The sequence below is a fragment of the Pantoea sp. Ep11b genome (assembly GCF_040783975.1).
GTDB lineage: Bacteria > Pseudomonadota > Gammaproteobacteria > Enterobacterales > Enterobacteriaceae > Pantoea.
Genome location: NZ_CP160631.1, coordinates 1,885,363 through 1,902,729, shown reverse-complemented (window position 1 = coordinate 1,902,729; position 17,367 = coordinate 1,885,363). Strand labels below are relative to the sequence as shown.

16 protein-coding genes and 1 pseudogene are annotated in these 17,367 nt (G+C 52.4%); 5 read left to right on the top strand and 12 right to left on the bottom strand.

What is annotated here, in order from left to right; translation table 11 throughout:
* Nucleotides 1–134 precede the first annotated feature (134 nt).
* The 3 genes from lolE to lolC are packed head-to-tail and all read right to left on the bottom strand — an operon-like array spanning nucleotide 135 to nucleotide 3,275.
* Nucleotides 135–1,379 (bottom strand): lipoprotein-releasing ABC transporter permease subunit LolE, encoded by a 1,245-nt coding sequence (gene lolE / locus AB1748_RS08935; protein ID WP_111138673.1) that lies wholly within the window; start codon nucleotides 1,377–1,379, stop codon nucleotides 135–137.
* Nucleotides 1,379–2,083, bottom strand: coding sequence for a lipoprotein-releasing ABC transporter ATP-binding protein LolD (lolD, locus tag AB1748_RS08930; protein WP_128085105.1), 705 nt, complete (start codon nucleotides 2,081–2,083; stop codon nucleotides 1,379–1,381). Before lolD ends, lolE begins: the two co-directional genes overlap by 1 nt.
* Entirely contained in the window at nucleotides 2,076–3,275 is a 1,200-nt protein-coding gene (gene lolC / locus AB1748_RS08925; protein WP_111138671.1) for a lipoprotein-releasing ABC transporter permease subunit LolC, read from the bottom strand. Before lolC ends, lolD begins: the two co-directional genes overlap by 8 nt.
* Nucleotides 3,276–3,524: 249 nt before the next feature.
* On the opposite strand from lolC, the gene AB1748_RS08920 reads away from it, so the two are divergent.
* Both AB1748_RS08920 and mfd read left to right on the top strand, forming a co-directional pair.
* Nucleotides 3,525–3,734, top strand: a complete 210-nt coding sequence (locus tag AB1748_RS08920; RefSeq protein ID WP_111138670.1) for a hypothetical protein — start codon at nucleotides 3,525–3,527, stop codon at nucleotides 3,732–3,734.
* A 225-nt stretch (nucleotides 3,735–3,959) separates the two neighbouring features.
* Nucleotides 3,960–7,403, top strand: coding sequence for a transcription-repair coupling factor (mfd, locus tag AB1748_RS08915; RefSeq protein ID WP_367396262.1), 3,444 nt, complete (start codon nucleotides 3,960–3,962; stop codon nucleotides 7,401–7,403).
* 124 nt (nucleotides 7,404–7,527) lie between these two features.
* On the opposite strand, the gene AB1748_RS08910 is transcribed toward mfd, so the two are convergent.
* Entirely contained in the window at nucleotides 7,528–8,070 is a 543-nt protein-coding gene (locus AB1748_RS08910) for a glycine zipper 2TM domain-containing protein (protein ID WP_111138716.1), read from the bottom strand.
* A 408-nt stretch (nucleotides 8,071–8,478) separates the two neighbouring features.
* Nucleotides 8,479–8,772, bottom strand: coding sequence for a hypothetical protein (locus tag AB1748_RS08905; protein ID WP_367396261.1), 294 nt, complete (start codon nucleotides 8,770–8,772; stop codon nucleotides 8,479–8,481).
* A gap of 129 nt (nucleotides 8,773–8,901) precedes the next feature.
* Here AB1748_RS08905 and AB1748_RS08900 point away from each other — a divergent pair.
* Nucleotides 8,902–9,596, top strand: a protein-coding gene (locus tag AB1748_RS08900) for an IS1 family transposase (protein ID WP_140917190.1) whose coding sequence is annotated in 2 segments (ribosomal slippage) — nucleotides 8,902–9,145 and nucleotides 9,145–9,596 — 696 coding nt in all. Because the reading frame shifts where the segments join, the coding sequence is not laid out codon by codon here.
* 198 nt (nucleotides 9,597–9,794) lie between these two features.
* Here AB1748_RS08900 and AB1748_RS08895 read toward each other — a convergent pair.
* The gene (locus AB1748_RS08895) at nucleotides 9,795–10,160 is read right to left on the bottom strand and encodes a hypothetical protein (RefSeq protein ID WP_128086981.1); all 366 of its coding nucleotides are present in this window, start codon (nucleotides 10,158–10,160) and stop codon (nucleotides 9,795–9,797) included.
* 33 nt (nucleotides 10,161–10,193) lie between these two features.
* Nucleotides 10,194–10,748 carry a hypothetical protein gene (locus AB1748_RS08890; protein WP_367396260.1) on the bottom strand — a complete coding sequence of 185 codons (555 nt, stop codon included), beginning with the start codon at nucleotides 10,746–10,748 and terminating at the stop codon, nucleotides 10,194–10,196.
* Between the two features lie 199 nt (nucleotides 10,749–10,947).
* Between AB1748_RS08890 and AB1748_RS08885 the strand changes: the two genes are divergently transcribed.
* Nucleotides 10,948–11,642 (top strand): IS1 family transposase gene (locus tag AB1748_RS08885; protein WP_140917190.1). Its coding sequence is split into 2 segments (ribosomal slippage): nucleotides 10,948–11,191 and nucleotides 11,191–11,642, totalling 696 coding nucleotides; the frame shifts between segments, so codons are not numbered across the junction.
* Here AB1748_RS08885 and AB1748_RS08880 read toward each other — a convergent pair.
* Both AB1748_RS08880 and AB1748_RS08875 read right to left on the bottom strand, forming a co-directional pair.
* The gene (locus tag AB1748_RS08880) at nucleotides 11,639–11,839 is read right to left on the bottom strand and encodes a hypothetical protein (protein ID WP_293769526.1); all 201 of its coding nucleotides are present in this window, start codon (nucleotides 11,837–11,839) and stop codon (nucleotides 11,639–11,641) included. The two genes, AB1748_RS08885 and AB1748_RS08880, sit on opposite strands and share 4 nt — an antisense overlap.
* 282 nt (nucleotides 11,840–12,121) lie before the next feature.
* Complete coding sequence (locus AB1748_RS08875) at nucleotides 12,122–12,685, bottom strand: Ail/Lom family outer membrane beta-barrel protein (RefSeq protein ID WP_293769524.1); 564 nt, start codon at nucleotides 12,683–12,685, stop codon at nucleotides 12,122–12,124.
* 1,025 nt (nucleotides 12,686–13,710) lie between these two features.
* Here AB1748_RS08875 and AB1748_RS08870 point away from each other — a divergent pair.
* Nucleotides 13,711–13,944, top strand: a complete 234-nt coding sequence (locus AB1748_RS08870; protein ID WP_367396259.1) for a SymE family type I addiction module toxin — start codon at nucleotides 13,711–13,713, stop codon at nucleotides 13,942–13,944.
* Between the two features lie 49 nt (nucleotides 13,945–13,993).
* Here the strand turns inward: AB1748_RS08870 and AB1748_RS08865 are convergent, their stop codons facing one another.
* The 3 genes and pseudogenes from AB1748_RS08865 to AB1748_RS08855 form a co-directional block, all read right to left on the bottom strand.
* Nucleotides 13,994–14,359 (bottom strand): hypothetical protein, encoded by a 366-nt coding sequence (locus tag AB1748_RS08865; protein WP_182505102.1) that lies wholly within the window; start codon nucleotides 14,357–14,359, stop codon nucleotides 13,994–13,996.
* Between the two features lie 659 nt (nucleotides 14,360–15,018).
* Nucleotides 15,019–16,353 (bottom strand): annotated as a pseudogene (locus AB1748_RS08860) (VENN motif pre-toxin domain-containing protein); the annotation flags it as partial.
* Between the two features lie 58 nt (nucleotides 16,354–16,411).
* Nucleotides 16,412–16,759, bottom strand: a complete 348-nt coding sequence (locus tag AB1748_RS08855; protein ID WP_367396258.1) for a hypothetical protein — start codon at nucleotides 16,757–16,759, stop codon at nucleotides 16,412–16,414.
* Nucleotides 16,760–17,367 lie beyond the last annotated feature (608 nt).

Genomic DNA, 17,367 nt, shown 5'->3' with positions numbered 1-17,367 from the left:
GCGTAGCGGCTGCGGCGAGCCGCTATAAACAGTTTCCGGGTAACTTCACCCGATAGTAACGGTTGCTGCGGGCCTGGCCCTACAGCAAAGGTCTTAAAACAGAGACGGCGCGAAATCACTCGCGCCGCCTTTTATTACTGACCGCTTAATACCCGAGCCGGGTCGATGCGGCTGGCGCGCCTCGCGGGATACCAGCTCGCTAACAGACTCAGCAGAATCGCGGTGATCAGTACTGAGAACACATCAATCCAGTGCAGTTCCGACGGCAGGAAATCGATAAAGTAGATATCGCCTGCCAGCAGATGATGGCCGGTCAACGACTCCAGCCCGCGCACCAGCGAGGTCAGATTCAGCGCCACCAGCACGCCCGCGATCACACCGCTGACGCTGCCCAGCAGCCCCGCCAGCAGACCGTACCAGATGAAGATGGCGCGGATCAGCCGGTCTTTCGCGCCGAGCGTGCGCAGCACCGCGATGTCACTGCTCTTATCCTTCACCGCCATGACCAGCGTAGAGACGATGTTAAAGCAGGCCACGCCGATCACCAGCACCATCGCCAGATACATGATGGCGCGGATCATCTGAATATCCCGGTACATGTAGCCGTAGGTGCCAATCCAGCTCTTTATATAGACGTAAGAACGGGTCGCTTCCCCGGCATCCCGCACCAGCTTAACCGCCTGGAAGGGATCGCTCATTTTCAGAGCGATGCCGGAAACGCTGTCACCCATCTCCAGATAGTGCTGCGCGTCCGCCAGCGGCACCAGCGCCAGGCTGTGATCGAGCATACCGCTGAGTTGCAGGATGCCGCTGACCTGCAACCGGATGCGTTTGGGCTGCAGCAGTTTGTTGTCGCCATCGTTGTTGGGGATCATGATGGTGATCCAGTCGCCCTGCTTCACATTCAGCGATTTCGCAATGCCACCGCCAAGGATGATCTGCTGCTTACCCGCGGCAAAAGAGGACCAGGCGTTATCGGCCACGAACTGCGGCAGCGCGCTGAGGCGCGGCTCCTGAGCCGGATCGACGCCCTTCACCTGCAGCGCCTCCAGCCGGGCGCCGCTCTCAATCAGGCCGGTGAAGTTCACATAGGGCGCGGCCGCCGCAATACCGGGCACCTTCTCTATCGGTGCGATCAGGGATTGCCACTGGCGGAACGGCTGGTTGACCGCCTCTATTTCACCGTGCGGCACGACCGCCAGAATACGGTTGTTCAGCTCGCGCTCAAACCCATTCATGGCGCTCAGGCCGATAATCAGCACCGCCACGCCCAGCGCGATACCCACGGTGGAGATGACCGAAATCAGCGACACCATGCCGCCACGGCGGCGCCCGCGGCTGAAGCGCAGGCCCAGCAACAGGGATAACGATGAACCCATTACACCGCTCCTGCCAGAGTGAGCTGGTCGCTTAACTGGCCGTCACGCATCTCCATCTGACGCGTCATCCGTTTTGCCAGCATCAGATCGTGGGTCACCACCAGAAACGCGGTGCCCTGACGGACGTTCAGTTCGCCCAGCAGTTCAAAGATGGCATCGGCGTTGCGCGCATCCAGGTTACCGGTAGGCTCATCCGCCATCACCAGCCGCGGACGATTCACCAGCGCGCGGGCAATCGCGACACGCTGACGCTCTCCGCCCGACAGTTCAGACGGCCGGTGGGCGGCGCGATGATCCAGCCCGACCGCAGCCAGCATCTCCCGCGCCCGCGCCTGCGCTTCCGCTTTCGCAATTTTGCCAATCAGCAGCGGCATCGCCACGTTCTCCAGCGCGCTGAAGTCTGGCAGAAGATGGTGAAACTGGTAGATAAAGCCCAGCTCACGGTTGCGCAGCTCCGCTTTAGCCGAGGAGGACATGGCATTCAGTGACTGACCATCAAACACCACATCGCCCGAGGTCGGCGCATCCAGGCCGCCGAGCAGATGCAGCAGCGTACTTTTACCGGAGCCGGAGCTGCCGACGATCGCCGTCAGTTCGCCGGGCTGGAGGCTGAAAGCCACATTGCGCAGCACATCGGTCTGCACGCTGCCTTCCTGATAGCGTTTGCACAGGTCGCGGCACTGCAACAAAGGAGAGTTACTCATAACGTAAAGCCTCAGCAGGTTGAACGGCGGCAGCGCGCCACGAAGGATAGAGCGTAGACAACAGCGCAACGATCATCGCGCTAAGGGCGATGGTAATCACCTGCCACAGGTTAATATCCACCGGCAGCGCGGCACCATCAAGGAACAGGCCAATCACCGGCATCAGGTTGTTGAGCTGGCTGGCCAGCAGCACGCCCAGCAGTGCGCCGAGCAGCGTGCCGATAATCCCGGCGCTGGCGCCCTGCACCATAAAGACGGCGACAATCTGGCGGCGCGTCAGGCCCTGCGTCTGCAGGATCGCCACTTCGCCCTGCTTCTCCATGATCAGCAGGCCCAGCGACGTGATGATGTTAAACGCCGCCACCGCGATGATCAGGCTCAGCAGCAGGCCCATCATATTTTTCTCCATGCGCACCGCCTGGAAGAGATCGCCTTTGCGCTCACGCCAGTCTTTCCAGACCAGCCCCGCAGGCAGGCTCTGCTGACTCAGGCTGTCCACCGACAGCGGCTTGTCGAGCCAGAGACGCCAGCCGGTGATGTTTCCGGCCGGATAGCGCATCACGCGTGACGCATCCTGAAGATTGACCAGGATCTGATAACCATCGACTTCGCTGTTCGCCGCGTAGGTGCCCGCCACGGTAAACAGACGCTGGCTCGGCACGCGCCCCATCGGCGTAAACTGGCTGACCGACGGCACCATCAGACGCAGCTGATCGCCCCGTTTTACGCCCAGCTGCGACGCGAGCTGTTCGCCGAGGATCACGTTGTACTGTCCGGGCTGCAGCACGCTCTGCCGGGTGTTCACCAGGAATGGCGTCAGCGGATCTTTTTCATCAGGATTAATTCCCAGCATCACGCCCACGGCGACGCTGTGCGGACTTTGCAGCACCACGCTGGCGGTCGTCAGCGGTGCAGTGCGGCTGACGCCCTGCAGATTCAGCGAGGCGGCGGGTTGCTGCTGCGGATTGAGGCTGCCTTTGTCGCTGGTGATCAGCGCCTGAGGCATCAGGCCAAGAATGTTGCCTTCGAGTTCACGCTCAAAACCGTTCATCACTGAGAGGACGGTCACCATCGCCAGCACGCCGAGCGTAATGCCAATCGTTGAGAGCCAGGAGACAAAGCGACCGAAGCGATCCGATGCTCGTCCGCGCATGTAACGCAGACCGATAAATAGCGCGACAGGTTGATACATGGAATTCAGTAAGCCGTTGCCTGAAAATAGGTAGTGGGATGATAAAGGAGCGGCTGGCTTTATGAAACCTCTAACCCTCTGAGTCGGCAGCAAAGTTGCATCAGAATGCGTCACCTTCAACTTCAAAGCAGCGGAATAGCCGATAAAGCCGTCGCTTATTGGCGGATTATTCTCCGCCCCTGCGGGTAGACTACACTCAGTTACAGCGTAAAAGGGTGAGCGATCACCGGGATGGGGAGGGGTACGATCATGTCGACATTTTCCAGAGGCAGCATCGTAAAACATCAGTCCGGCGAGATCAGAGGCGAGGTCATCAACGTCTTTGAGTTGCAGGACGCCCCCGTCGGGTATTACGTAAAGTGGGACGACGGCAATCTCAGCTATCATCCCGAGCAGGAGTTATCCTGGGCCAATATCGACCGGCCACGCATGCATTACACACAGCAATCCATAAAATAATCTGCCCGTTTAACCCCGTCGCTGCCTGGCGACGGTGGTTTTCTCTGTTTCCTTTCCAGTCTGCGTCTATCCTCTTCTTATCCGCTTCGTTACCGCCGACACCCGGTAAGGGCTGAACGCCCGGCTTCAGCGCGGTGCGGCAGGAAAATTGTGCCGCAAAGGTGATCCCCCTGACATAATATGGAATGATTACGTCCTGGAAAAATGGAGCAACCCCGAGATCCCATGTCCGAACAGACTCGTTATACCCTGCCCGTTAAATCCGGCGATCTCCGCCAGCTCGGCCAGCTCACAGGCGCTGCACATGCGGTAGAGTGTGCCAGCATTACCGAACGCCACGCCGGTCCGGTCCTGATGATTACCCCCGATACCCAGACTGCGCTGCGACTGCTGGATGAGATCCGCCAGTTTACTGATCTGCCGGTAGCCTACCTCGCCGACTGGGAAACGCTGCCGTATGACAGTTTTTCTCCGCATCAGGATATTATCTCGGCCCGTCTGTCGACCCTCTACCAGCTGCCCGTGATGCAGCACGGTATGCTGATCATGCCGGTTAATACGCTGATGCAGCGCGTCTGCCCGCACAGTTTCCTGCATGGCCATGCGCTGGTTATGAAGCAGGGGCAGAAACTGTCACGCGATCGGCTGCGCGACCAGCTGGAGCAGGCGGGCTATCGCCATGTGGATCAGGTGATGGAGCACGGGGAATATGCCACCCGCGGCGCCCTGCTCGACCTCTTCCCGATGGGCAGCGATCAGCCCTACCGTATCGACTTCTTTGATGATGAGATCGACAGCCTGCGCCTGTTTGACGTTGACACCCAGCGCACGCTGGAGGCGGTCGCCGAAATCAACCTGCTGCCCGCGCATGAGTTTCCCAGCGACAAAGCGGCCATCGAGCTGTTCCGCAGCCGCTGGCGTGAAATGTTCGATGTGCGCCGCGAATCGGAGCATGTCTATCAGCAGGTCAGTAAAGGCACGCTGCCCGCAGGCATCGAATACTGGCAGCCGCTCTTTTTCGAGCAGCCGTTGCCCAGCCTGTTCAGCTACCTGCCCGACAACACCCTGATTGTGAACTGTGGCGATCTCGAAGGCAGTGCCAGCCGCTTCTGGCAGGATGCCGAAGCGCGCTATGAGAATCGGCGCGTCGACCCGATGCGCCCGCTGCTGGAGCCGGTGACCCTGTGGCTGCGCCCGGATGCGTTAATGGGCGAGCTGAAAGCCTGGCCGCGCATTCAGATGACCAGCGAGGTGCTGCCGGCGAAGGCGGCCAATACCAACCTCGGCTACACCCCGCTGCCGGATCTGGCCATTCAGGCGCAGGCCAAAGCGCCGCTCGATCATCTGCGTCAGTTTATCGAAACCTTCAGCGGCGCCGTCGTCTTCTCGGTAGAGAGCGAAGGCCGCCGTGAGAGCCTGCAGGAGCTGCTGGCACGGATCAAGCTGCGTCCTCAGCCAGTGCATCGCTTTGATGAAAACGGCGACGATCGTTTCACGCTGATGATCGGGGCCAGCGAACGCGGTTTTATTGACACCCAGGGCAACCGGGCGCTGATTTGCGAGAGCGATCTGCTGGGCGAGCGTGTCAGCCGTCGCCGTCAGGATACCCGCCATACCATCAATCCGGACATTCTGATCCGCAACCTGGCGGAACTGCACCCCGGCCAGCCGGTGGTGCACCTGGAGCACGGCGTAGGACGCTACATCGGCCTGACCACGCTGGAGGCGGGCGGCATTGAGGCGGAATACCTGATGCTCTCTTACGCCAATGACGCCAAACTTTATGTGCCGGTTTCCTCGCTGCACCTGATCAGCCGCTATGCGGGCGGGGCTGACGATAACGCGCCCCTGCACAAGCTGGGCAGCGACGCCTGGTCACGCGCACGGCAGAAAGCGGCGGAGAAAGTGCGCGATGTCGCGGCTGAGCTGCTGGATATCTACGCCCAGCGCGCCGCCAAAGCGGGCTTTGCCTTTAAGCACGACCGTGAGCAGTATCAGCTGTTCTGTGAAAGTTTCCCGTTTGAGACGACTCCAGACCAGGCGCAGGCGATCAATGCGGTACTGAGCGATATGTGCCAGCCGCTGGCGATGGACCGTCTGGTATGCGGCGACGTCGGTTTCGGTAAAACCGAAGTGGCGATGCGCGCGGCATTTCTGGCGATCGAAAACCATAAACAGGTGGCCGTGCTGGTGCCAACCACCCTGCTGGCTCAGCAGCATTACGATAACTTCCGCGATCGCTTTGCCAACTGGCCGGTTCGCATTGAGATGCTGTCCCGTTTCCGCACCGCCAAAGAGCAGGCGCAGGTGCTGGAACAGGCCAGCGAGGGCAAGATCGACATCCTGATCGGCACCCACAAGCTGCTGATGAGCGACCTGAAATGGCACGATCTCGGTCTGCTGATTGTCGATGAGGAGCACCGTTTTGGGGTCCGCCATAAAGAGCGGATCAAGGCAATGCGGGCCGATGTGGATATTCTGACGCTCACCGCCACGCCGATTCCGCGTACCCTGAATATGGCGATGAGCGGCATGCGCGATCTCTCCATTATCGCCACGCCGCCTGCCCGTCGTTTGGCGGTGAAAACCTTTGTCCGGGAATATGATGACCTGGTGATCCGTGAGGCGATCCTGCGTGAAGTGCTGCGTGGCGGTCAGGTTTACTACCTCTATAACGACGTTGAAAATATTGAGAAAGCGGCGCAGCGCCTGAGCGAGCTGGTGCCGGAAGCGCGGGTGGCGATCGGTCACGGCCAGATGCGTGAGCGTGAGCTGGAGCGGGTGATGAACGATTTCCATCATCAGCGTTTCAACGTGCTGGTCTGTACCACCATTATCGAAACCGGGATCGACATTCCGACCGCCAACACCATCATCATCGAACGCGCCGACCACTTTGGTCTGGCTCAGCTGCACCAGCTGCGCGGGCGCGTCGGGCGTTCGCATCATCAGGCCTATGCCTGGCTGTTAACGCCGCATCCGAAGGCGATGACCGCCGATGCGCATAAACGTCTGGAGGCGATCGCCTCGCTGGAAGATCTGGGGGCCGGGTTTGCGCTGGCGACCCATGACCTGGAGATTCGCGGCGCGGGCGAGCTGCTGGGTGATGAGCAGAGCGGCCAGATGGAGACGCTGGGCTTCACGCTCTATATGGAGCTGCTGGAGAATGCGGTCGAGGCGCTGAAAGCGGGACGCGAGCCGTCGCTGGAAGATCTCACCAGCAATCAGACCGAGGTGGAGCTGCGCATGCCTGCGCTGCTGCCGGAGAGCTTTATCCCCGATGTCAGTACCCGCCTGTCACTCTACAAACGCATCGCCAGCGCGGAGAGTGAAGAGGAGCTGCAGGAGCTGAAGGTCGAGATGATCGACCGCTTCGGCCTGCTGCCGGACGCGGCGCGCAACCTGCTGGATGTGGCAATTATCCGCCTGCAGGCGCAAACCGTGGGGCTGCGTAAGATCGAAGCCAGCGACAAAGGCGGTTATTTCGATTTTGCGCCGCAGAACAAGGTGGATCCGGCCTGGCTGATCGGCCTGCTGCAGAAGGAACCGCAGCAGTGGAAGCTGGATGGCCCGACGCGACTGCGTTTCACCCGTGAACTGTCAGAAAGAAAGCTGCGGATGGAGTGGGTGCAGGGCTTTGTTTCACAACTGGCTGAGCATCAGGTCTGACACCCTGCCCGCCTGGTACTGAGCGCCGGGCGGGCGGAACACCATGAAAAAGGCGCATCCGGAAGATGCGCCTTTTTCATTACGTCGTGCTGTGTGGCCGCGAAGGCGGCAAAGCTTTGCCCAATTACGCCTGGTCGCCGTTAAGAATCAGCTGACCGTTGCGATCCAGTGGAATACGCGTGCCGGGATCGTTCTCCATACGGATTTTGCCCTGCTGGTCGCCTATTTTATAGGTCACGTCATATCCCAGTTTTTTCTCTTGTTTATCATAAACTGTTTTGCAGCGCTGTTCGGTGGTGGTGTAGGTATCCCGATCCTGCAGTCCGGCCTGGACCTGATTACCGGCATAACCGCCCGCTACCGCACCCGCTACCGTCGCCACATCCCTGCCGCGACCGCCACCAAACTGGTGACCCAGCACCCCCCCTGCCACTGCACCTAATACAGAACCGGCAAGACGGTTTTCGTCCTGTACGGCCCGGCGATGCGTCAGGGTGACATTACGACACTCCTGGCGTGGCTGCCTGATGCTCTCTTTGATAGGCGTTGCAGAGAGTACCTGAGCGTATTGCGGGCCGCGATCAAACACGTTCATGCCTGCCACGGCGGCAACACCCAGCGCTGCTGCCACACCAATACCGATACCCGCTAACATTGATTTATTCACAGGAAGTTCCTCCTGAAAAGTGTTACCGCGCATTCCTGCCATAAAGCATCCTCGTTGACGGAGGTCTAACCGGCGTGCGCGACGCGCCGTGTTTGTTGGGATGAAGTTTTACAGATGGACCGAAATTGCAACATCAGATAAATGGAAGAAATTGGTCACTTTGCTTTCAGGACCAGTTTTTAGGAGAGTTCTGAGGTGCAGAAAGTTTTTACTGTTATCGATTTAAGCCAGAAATTTAACCAATAAAATCAATATTATAAATCTTTTTTAAGTGCTATAAAGAAGCTGACTGCCTGTTCTGGCAACCGCATTTCCATCGCTACCTGTATAACCAGGTTACTGACTATGCCGTAAAAGTGAAGATTCATTCCTGAAGCAACCAGGCTTCAGGAATGAAGGAAGAGGAAACTAATCAAAAATACTCTTTGACGGGCATTCCTTCACGTCGCCCCAGCCCACTACGGCGCCATCCGGGGTGAGATTTTTGATGGACACGCTATCGCCTGCATATTCAGAGCCTCTGACCACAATATCGTAGTCATGGTTGGCCTGAGGAATAAATTCAGCAGTGGCAGATTTTTGAGTGTTCTGATAGTACCCAGTCTCAGTCCAGTAGTGGAAGACCCGAATCATTTGTCCCGGTTTCAGGGTGAACTCATTGATGAAAGCACCATTATTATCAGATGAGGCTGGCATACCCATTCTTTTATTCCCTGTGAGAGGGATACCCAGAATGGCAAAGCCAGAAGTAATACGGCGTTCCAGTACTTTTTGGTAATGCCTCTGAATGGTTGGATCTTATGATATCCTGCCGTTATTTGAGGTGTTTTCATGGCTACCGTAACAGTCCACTGCCCCCGCTGTAATTCAGATGAAGTTTACCGACATGGACTCAGCCCGACTAAACGTGAGAGATTCCGCTGCCAGTGTTGTCACCGTGTATTCCAGCTTTCTTATCGCTATGAAGCCAGAAAACCGGGAGTCAAAGAGCAAATCATTGATATGACTCATAACGGGTCAGGTATCCGAGATACCGCCAGAACACTAAAAATCGGTATCAACACAGTCATTCGGGCTTTAAAAAACTGACACCCCGCCGGATTACCTCTTCTCCGGTCGCTCATGCCGACGTAGCGCTTATCTGTGAACTCGATGAGCAGTGGGCCTTTGTTGGCAGTAAAGCCCTACAACACTGGCTATGGTACGCTTACAACACCAAAACAGGCGGCGTACTGGCCTACACCTTCGGTCCGCGTACAAATGAGACCTGCAGGGAGCTATTGGCTCTGTTAACACCGTTCAGCATTGGTATGATAACCAGTGACAACTGGGGAAGCTATGCCAGAGAAGTCCCGAAGGAGAAGCACCTGACGGGCAAGATTTTTACGCAACGCATTGAGCGTAACAACCTGGCACTCCGCACCCGGATTAAGCGTCTGGCCCGCAAAACGATTTGCTTCTCACGCTCCATCGAAATCCACGAAAAAGTCATCGGCTCATTCATCGAAAAGTATATGTTCTACTAATTGGAAGCATTACCGAGAGTTATAGTTTAAAGTGGGACTTTGGCTCCAGACTACTGTTTCTTCTCATTATAAAATACTTTTTCCGTGCTGATGATAATATGACCAGTTTCGGAATGACATAAAAATTTCTCGCCTGGACATTCGTAAGAATGTTCAGGCGAAGATAGGACTCGCCTGAATAAGGATACACTCTGAGAATTACTTTTCTACAAAACTCACATCTTTTAAAACCTCTTTACTATTAAATAGTAATGATATTCTTTTTGACTCGCTCAAATTAATAGGGAGCGGTGCAATGACTGGAACATAAACGGATTCTTTATTATAAAAATAGTGCCACTCTGTCTCTCCATTTTCCTTATTTGTTTCTTGCTGTGGAGGGCCTAAAACTTGAAATGCATCCCTCTTTGTGGTTTTTCCAATCACAAAATATTGGCGGTGATTTTTCAGTGTTATTTCCGAAAGAGATTTCTCATAAGATGAACTACCATCACTTATGCACCCCGTTAAAAAGATAACGAAAATAAAGATAAATAGTTTTTTAATGAGCTGTCTGGTCTTCATTTTTATCGCGCTTCCTTTCAGGTTAGTTATGGCTTACCAATCACCCTTTCCATAAACATCTTTCGTCTCTATCTTTTTCAGCGTGTAAGCTCCCATCTTCTCATCTTTAACTATTTCATTTGCATGAAGAATGCAGGAGTCGCGACTTGCGTGTGGATCGTAATTAAATTCATAGTCTTTTCCTGCTTCTAATTTAACTTCGAACATCGCCATGCAAGTACCCATTAAGGTTGCATCTGTTTTGATGAGGAATCTGGCTCTGCCCGATTTCACATAAACTTCGTAATAATACCCTTCATAATCCGATTTTCTATATGATATTTTCGGCATGCCAATGTCTTTTGTTGAGTTATAATGCCCCCAGACGCCATGGTAAACGAGTCCGTCATAATATTCAGATCCGAAAGGTCTGACGCCTGTTCCGGTAACATTACCAATAAATCGAACTCTGGAAACATCTGATAAAACAGTTGGCTCTTTATAGGTTGTTGGTTGTCGAACCTTAAAGCCTTTTAGTAAACTACAACCAGAAATTAATGACGCAAGGATGCATATAACAAGGGTTAATTTAAATTTTTTAAAAGACACTGTAACTCCTCCTGAGTTAATAAAGATGATATTTAATATTTCGCTTGATTGCCTTGGGAGTCCATGACGCAAGTAGGTAACATTATATTGTAAATCTTATTTTTTAAAAATACTTTTTATAACAACGGGTATGGTTTTTTCGGTAATGCCTCTGAATGGTTGGATCTTATGATATCCTGCCGTTATTTGAGGTGTTTTCATGGCTACCGTAACAGTCCACTGCCCCCGCTGTAATTCAGATGAAGTTTACCGACATGGACTCAGCCCGACTAAACGTGAGAGATTCCGCTGCCAGTGTTGTCACCGTGTATTCCAGCTTTCTTATCGCTATGAAGCCAGAAAACCGGGAGTCAAAGAGCAAATCATTGATATGACTCATAACGGGTCAGGTATCCGAGATACCGCCAGAACACTAAAAATCGGTATCAACACAGTCATTCGGGCTTTAAAAAACTGACACCCCGCCGGATTACCTCTTCTCCGGTCGCTCATGCCGACGTAGCGCTTATCTGTGAACTCGATGAGCAGTGGGCCTTTGTTGGCAGTAAAGCCCTACAACACTGGCTATGGTACGCTTACAACACCAAAACAGGCGGCGTACTGGCCTACACCTTCGGTCCGCGTACAAATGAGACCTGCAGGGAGCTATTGGCTCTGTTAACACCGTTCAGCATTGGTATGATAACCAGTGACAACTGGGGAAGCTATGCCAGAGAAGTCCCGAAGGAGAAGCACCTGACGGGCAAGATTTTTACGCAACGCATTGAGCGTAACAACCTGGCACTCCGCACCCGGATTAAGCGTCTGGCCCGCAAAACGATTTGCTTCTCACGCTCCATCGAAATCCACGAAAAAGTCATCGGCTCATTCATCGAAAAGTATATGTTCTACTAATTGGAAGCATTACCTACTTTTTTATAGCAACCTGAATCCTGCTTCTCAAAGAACTGAAGAGCCGTATTACCCTCTGAACCGACACGAATCCGGGCCGCATCCTGTCCTTTATAATCATTCAGAGAAGGTCTGAAACCTGCAGTGCAACCACTTAATAATAGTGCTATCAATCCGGAAATGATGATTTTTTCCGCCACTTTTTATCTTCCTTGATTAAACTTTAATAAAAATGGGATTATTTTAATGATGTCAGAGCCGGGTACCTGTTGCGTTGCACAGCGTTTATGGAGCGATGCAACTATTAAACAAAATGGCTGACCAAATCATTGTGCAAAAACTTTATTAATCCTGCGGGAAAAATAGAATAAGGTATCTATCTGACAACTAACTAAGAACTGAGATTCATTAAACATTACCCTTCACAGGCCGAAAAAAACAACCCTGACCAGATGATCAGGGTTGCAGATTTTAGCGTTAAATCAGAAACGGTAGCCGATACCGATGTTGAAACCATTTATAGCAACCTCTTCGTTATATTTCACGCGAGTACCTTCATAGCCAACACTCACAGAGAGGTTACTGACTGGATTCACGACAATACCTGCGCCATAGGCAAAAGAGGATTTATTTTCGCTATAATCTTCGGAATACGCTCCGAGATAAGTCACGTTCTCATCCACTTTGGTATGAGCAACACCGATCAATCCATAGAAGCTGACATAGTCATTGATACGATATGCCGGACCAGCCATCAGTGAATAATATTTCACTTTAGTTTTACCGTCATACCCGCTGACATCGCCATAAAAATCTTCGCGCTCAGAAAAACTTTGATCGCCTTTCAGATAGCTGAACGAACCAATCACGCTGAGAGGAGAGTCCCACTCATAGCGATACTGAACATTGACACCGCGAATGTTTTTGAAGTCATCAACTTTGCTTTGAGCATAGCCGATCGAGACAGTGTGATTATCAGCCAGCGCATTGCTGCCCACGAACATACCGCCACACAGTAATGCCAGCATCGTTAATTTAGAGGTCATGTGGTTAATTCCTTTTCATAATTTAACATTATTTCCCTGCGCTTATCGCAGGACTTCGTTCCCTGAATCACCCATACCCGACGGACTGGTTATCGTTTTATCAATCCGCCTGTAGCGGCCAGGAATTTCCTGTAGCGCTCCGCGCCTTATGCTCAGACAGGATCGGAGTGCATCTGTTTATACCCGGATGTTTTAAAACAGGCTGACCTGTGGAAAATGTGGCGTTTGAACTCCACTCTTTAAAATTTATTACAGCAATTTAATTTGAGTTAGGTAAGAAATTCTTCCACTTAAATTACTGATGTACTTTATTTATTAATCAATACCCATGGCACTATTAGAGCAAAAATAATCAGAGGTATCAAGACCACATCGCCACACAAAAAAAAAAAAAAAAAAAAAATAAAACCACCGAAAATATTATCGCTAATACATCCAGAAAACCACACAGTTTTATACCGTCTATTAACACGGATTCTCAATCTGACCGCAAGGTTCCCCTTTATTCAGACTCTGAGTTACAGATCTATTTAAATTGACCTGTATGGGAAATAGCAATTGGAGAGTTACACCTGCACTTATTCAAAAATGCTGACCTGAAACTGACTGCCAATGGAGGCTGTCAATGCTCCCTTCTGCCGGATGTGCTTATGGGCAGTCATGTTACAGCTGCGTCACGTCGCAATCTTTATTACCGACTTTAGTGGAGGCAAGGCGTAATCAGTAAGACAGAATGAAGGCTGGTTAATGCGGAATCATAGTGTGACATTCCGCCGGGAAAGAATATTCCGTAAGGCGATATGAAGAAGGGATAAGCAAAATGCAGACCGGAAAAAAAGAATCCGTTTTCAGAGACGGCTCGCAGTTTACTACTTCGCTTTCAGCGAGTTTACCCGGCGGAAGGTGTATATTTAAACAGGATAAAACGGAAAAGGAAGAGCGCAACCAGAGATTTTTTAGCGCGGACTGAAGGTGTGTCACCACCAACAGCCCGCTGACCACAACCAACTGATGAGGAGTTGATTATGGCTGACACGCATCATAAGCCAGATACCCGCACACCCACAACCGCCGCCAGCGGATCGCAGCCGCATTATTACAAAGTGGGATACCGGCCTAATAAAGGCCAGCCGAACCCGCTGCCACAGCTCACCATTAAAGGCCGCTGGCTGGAAGCGCTGGGCTTTACGACCGGGCAAAAGATAGAAGTGATCACCGGGCCGGGGCAGCTGATCATCCGACTGGCGACTGAAGGATAACTGGCTGACTTATAAAGTAAAAACCCCAACCAGTTGGCTGGGGTTTTTACTATTTAACAGGATAGTTGTAATGCTCTGGGATCTTATAGTTTTCAGGAAAATCTTCTGTGTTTGGAAGCAGGGTAAATCTATCAACATCCTCCCCTGCCTGATAAAAAACGCCATATATTCCTGATAAGAAAGTTGATATACGTAGCAACGCTGCCTGTATTGCTAACTCGTCATTATTTTCTTTCGCATTAAAAAAAAGTTCAATTGTCAAGTTAAGATTATTTATATCTCTCTGAATACTTTCAACAATTGAATAATCTTCTGATAAGTAAATATCGTCTGCATCAAGCTCTTCTGATGATCTCTGTTTTAATAACTCCAGATAAGCATCTTTGAATTTATCCAGCATACTAATATCAATCATTTGGGTAACCTCCGTCCTTCAGCTCTTGCTGCCTTAGTTTTTGCATCATTAAACGAACCATCAAGATTAAGGACTGCTTTTACTTTTGTCCCTGTACTATCAAAAACCTCAATATGATCTTTATGTTTAGCATCTAGGTAAAATTGATCACCCTTTTTAATATAATCACCGACCGATTTATTTGCTTTATAGACAGCTTGCCCCTGATATTGCTTACTAGTTTTCTTAGATAATTCTTTAATTTCGCTGCCAAAGCCAGACTGTTTAAAAAACTCGCCGATATTTCCTACGGCTCCAGCATTAGGCACATGTGGGGCTTTTTTACCCGGCAATATAATCCCGGCCAGCATCCCGCCAGTCGCTTCCAGCGCCGCCTGATTACCTTCCGATGCCTGCACAACCGTGTCTTTTACCGCAGACCAGGTATCACTGCTCATCAGCGCCTTAACGCTGTCTGCCACCGCCTGATTTTTACCGGCCAGGTCATTAAGCGCCGTACCGCAGTAACTGTCTCCGGTAGCACATGAGGCCAGCGCCATTGCTGCGTCAGCAGCGTAATCCGCTCCACCTAATGCCGCATCACCGGTATCGGCAAGAGCATTGATAATGCCGTTGGCGATGGAAGACGTTGTACCCTCACCCAGCTTTTCCCTGACCTGATTCTTCAGGGATTCAGCGGCCTGTTTCGCCGTTGCCCGCGCCTGGTCACCGCTCAGCGAGTTGAACTCGAGCGCATTCTGTCCTGCCTGCGCACCCGCCACCGCACCGCCCGCGCTGTCTCCGGCAATGCCGCCCGCCAGGCCCGCCGCCAGCGTCCCCAGCGCGCTTATGGTCTGCCGCTGCTCCTCACTCAGGTCCTCGCGCCTGACCCCCGGATACATCTGCTGCGCGATGTACTCGCCCATCGCCGCGCCCGAAGCACCCGCCAGTGCCGCGTTGCCCGATGCGTATGCGGTCACCGCGCCCACCACCGCGTGCGCCATCAGGTTTGCCTGAACGTTCACCACGTCCCTGCCGTCCGGGCCTTTCGTGGTCGTCAGCGTGTGTATCTGTTCCGCCAGGTACGGCGCCGCCGCCCCGCTCACGGCCTGGGCGATGTTGCCCCCCGCCAGGCCCTGTATCGCCGCCGTCGCCGCGCTGATGCCCTGCTGCACTGCCCCGCCGGTTCCCATTCCGCTGTCCGGCATCGCCCGGTTGTACAGCGTCTGATACACCTGACCCGTGATGTCGGCAGTTGTAGGCTCCAGGCCCGGATTCGCCTTCCGCCACTGCGCCTCGGCTTCCGTCTTCTGCTCCGGCGAGATGTTTTTCATCTTCTCAGTAGCGGCCTTTGTCGCCGCTATCCCGCCCTGCGTCCGCGCGATGTCCCCCGCCTGGCTGCCGGTTTCCCCGATGAGCTGCGCCGTCTCCATCCGGCGCTGCTCTTTATCCTTATCGAAGATTTTTTCCAGCCCCGGATTCGCACCCTCTGCATCCCGGCTCAGCGCCGACACGTCTTGCGTCTGCTTCGCCTTATCCCGGATAACCATCGTACCGTCGCTTACCGCCGCCTTCGTCACCGACGAGGCGCTCCCGCTGCCGCTCAGCCCCGCCAGCAGGCCGTTCGCCATGTTGCCCTCAAACTGGCTGCCGATGCTGCCGCCGGTGCTCATCCCCGCGCTCTGGTGTTCGGTTTTGTAGTCCGCGTGGTTCTCAATGTTGCTGAAGCCCAGCGTGCCGGTGTCGAGCCGGTTTTTATCCGCGCTGGCGGTGGAGCTGATGACCGCACCGTTAAGCTGGGTGTGCTCACCGGCCGTCACGTCAAAGCCGCCCTGACCGGCAAAGATGCCCGTCTGTTCGGCCACGCTCTGCCAGTTGCTGTGCATTTTGTCCTGGCTGAGGTTCACGCTTGCCGACCCGGTCATCGAGCCGAAGGTAAAGCTGCCGCCCGCACTGGCGTTCTGCTGCTTGCTGTCGTAGCGGTCGCTGTCCTGCTCCGAGGTCAGCGTCAGGTTGCAGTCCCCGATATACGTTCAAATTCATGTTAAAACTGAAAAATTACCACCACGGCCTTTATGGAATAATTTTATCTACGTCACCAATCATAACAATTTCGGAAGACTTAAAATCCTCACCACCTAAGAGAATAAATACTACTGAACCTTGTGATAGAATATAATCCATAACTTTCCCAAACGAGTTTTTTTGTATAGCCGAAACAAAACAATCCTCATCAAAACATGAGTCAGCAACAAGAAAATAAAAACTTTTATCCTTGTACGATGTCGTCATAATCATGTCAGATAAATTTTCAAACTCCAACTTAACAAATCCGCACAGCTTTATTTTTTTATCTCTGATTAAAAAGACATTTTTTCTTTCCTTAAGGAAGCTATAATTCTTACAACCATATGGTTTCAAACCCCAAAACCCTTTATGCCGATTTATTTTAGTATCATCTAACCAGGGCGCTAATTCACCATAAAAATAGAGTAATTTTTTTCAGATGAGTAACCCAACCACTTCAGCATGTCACTAAAAATCTGAAAATAGCCATCATTTCTATCACTGGCATTTATTTCAAGACTGGTAGCCTTATAGTCATTAGTTAATTCATTGATTTAATCAAAGCAGATAACATCATTACCTTTCTTGATGCTATCTGAAGCTCTTACCTTGTATTTAATAGTCATAATGGTTACCTAAATCGTCATTAAAATGCGGACCTCTATTTTGGGGGTCATTATCACCAAAAAATGGCCTTTAGCATCATCTCTAATAATTATAGTTTTGATATTTCCATTTTCATCTCGTGTATCAAACTCATGTTTTTTACCTGGCTGTAACTTACCACGGCGATCATAATTAGGAGTTACTCTATCCGGATGTTTTGATACAGGTATACCTGACTGCCTCTTCGCCTCATTAAAAGCACCTGAGCGACCAGCCCCTTGAGGAGAAAGATTTGCAGGCTTGTCCCCTTCAGCCAGATAAGCCAGATCGTCCTTATTCTGCTCAGGAAGCGGCGT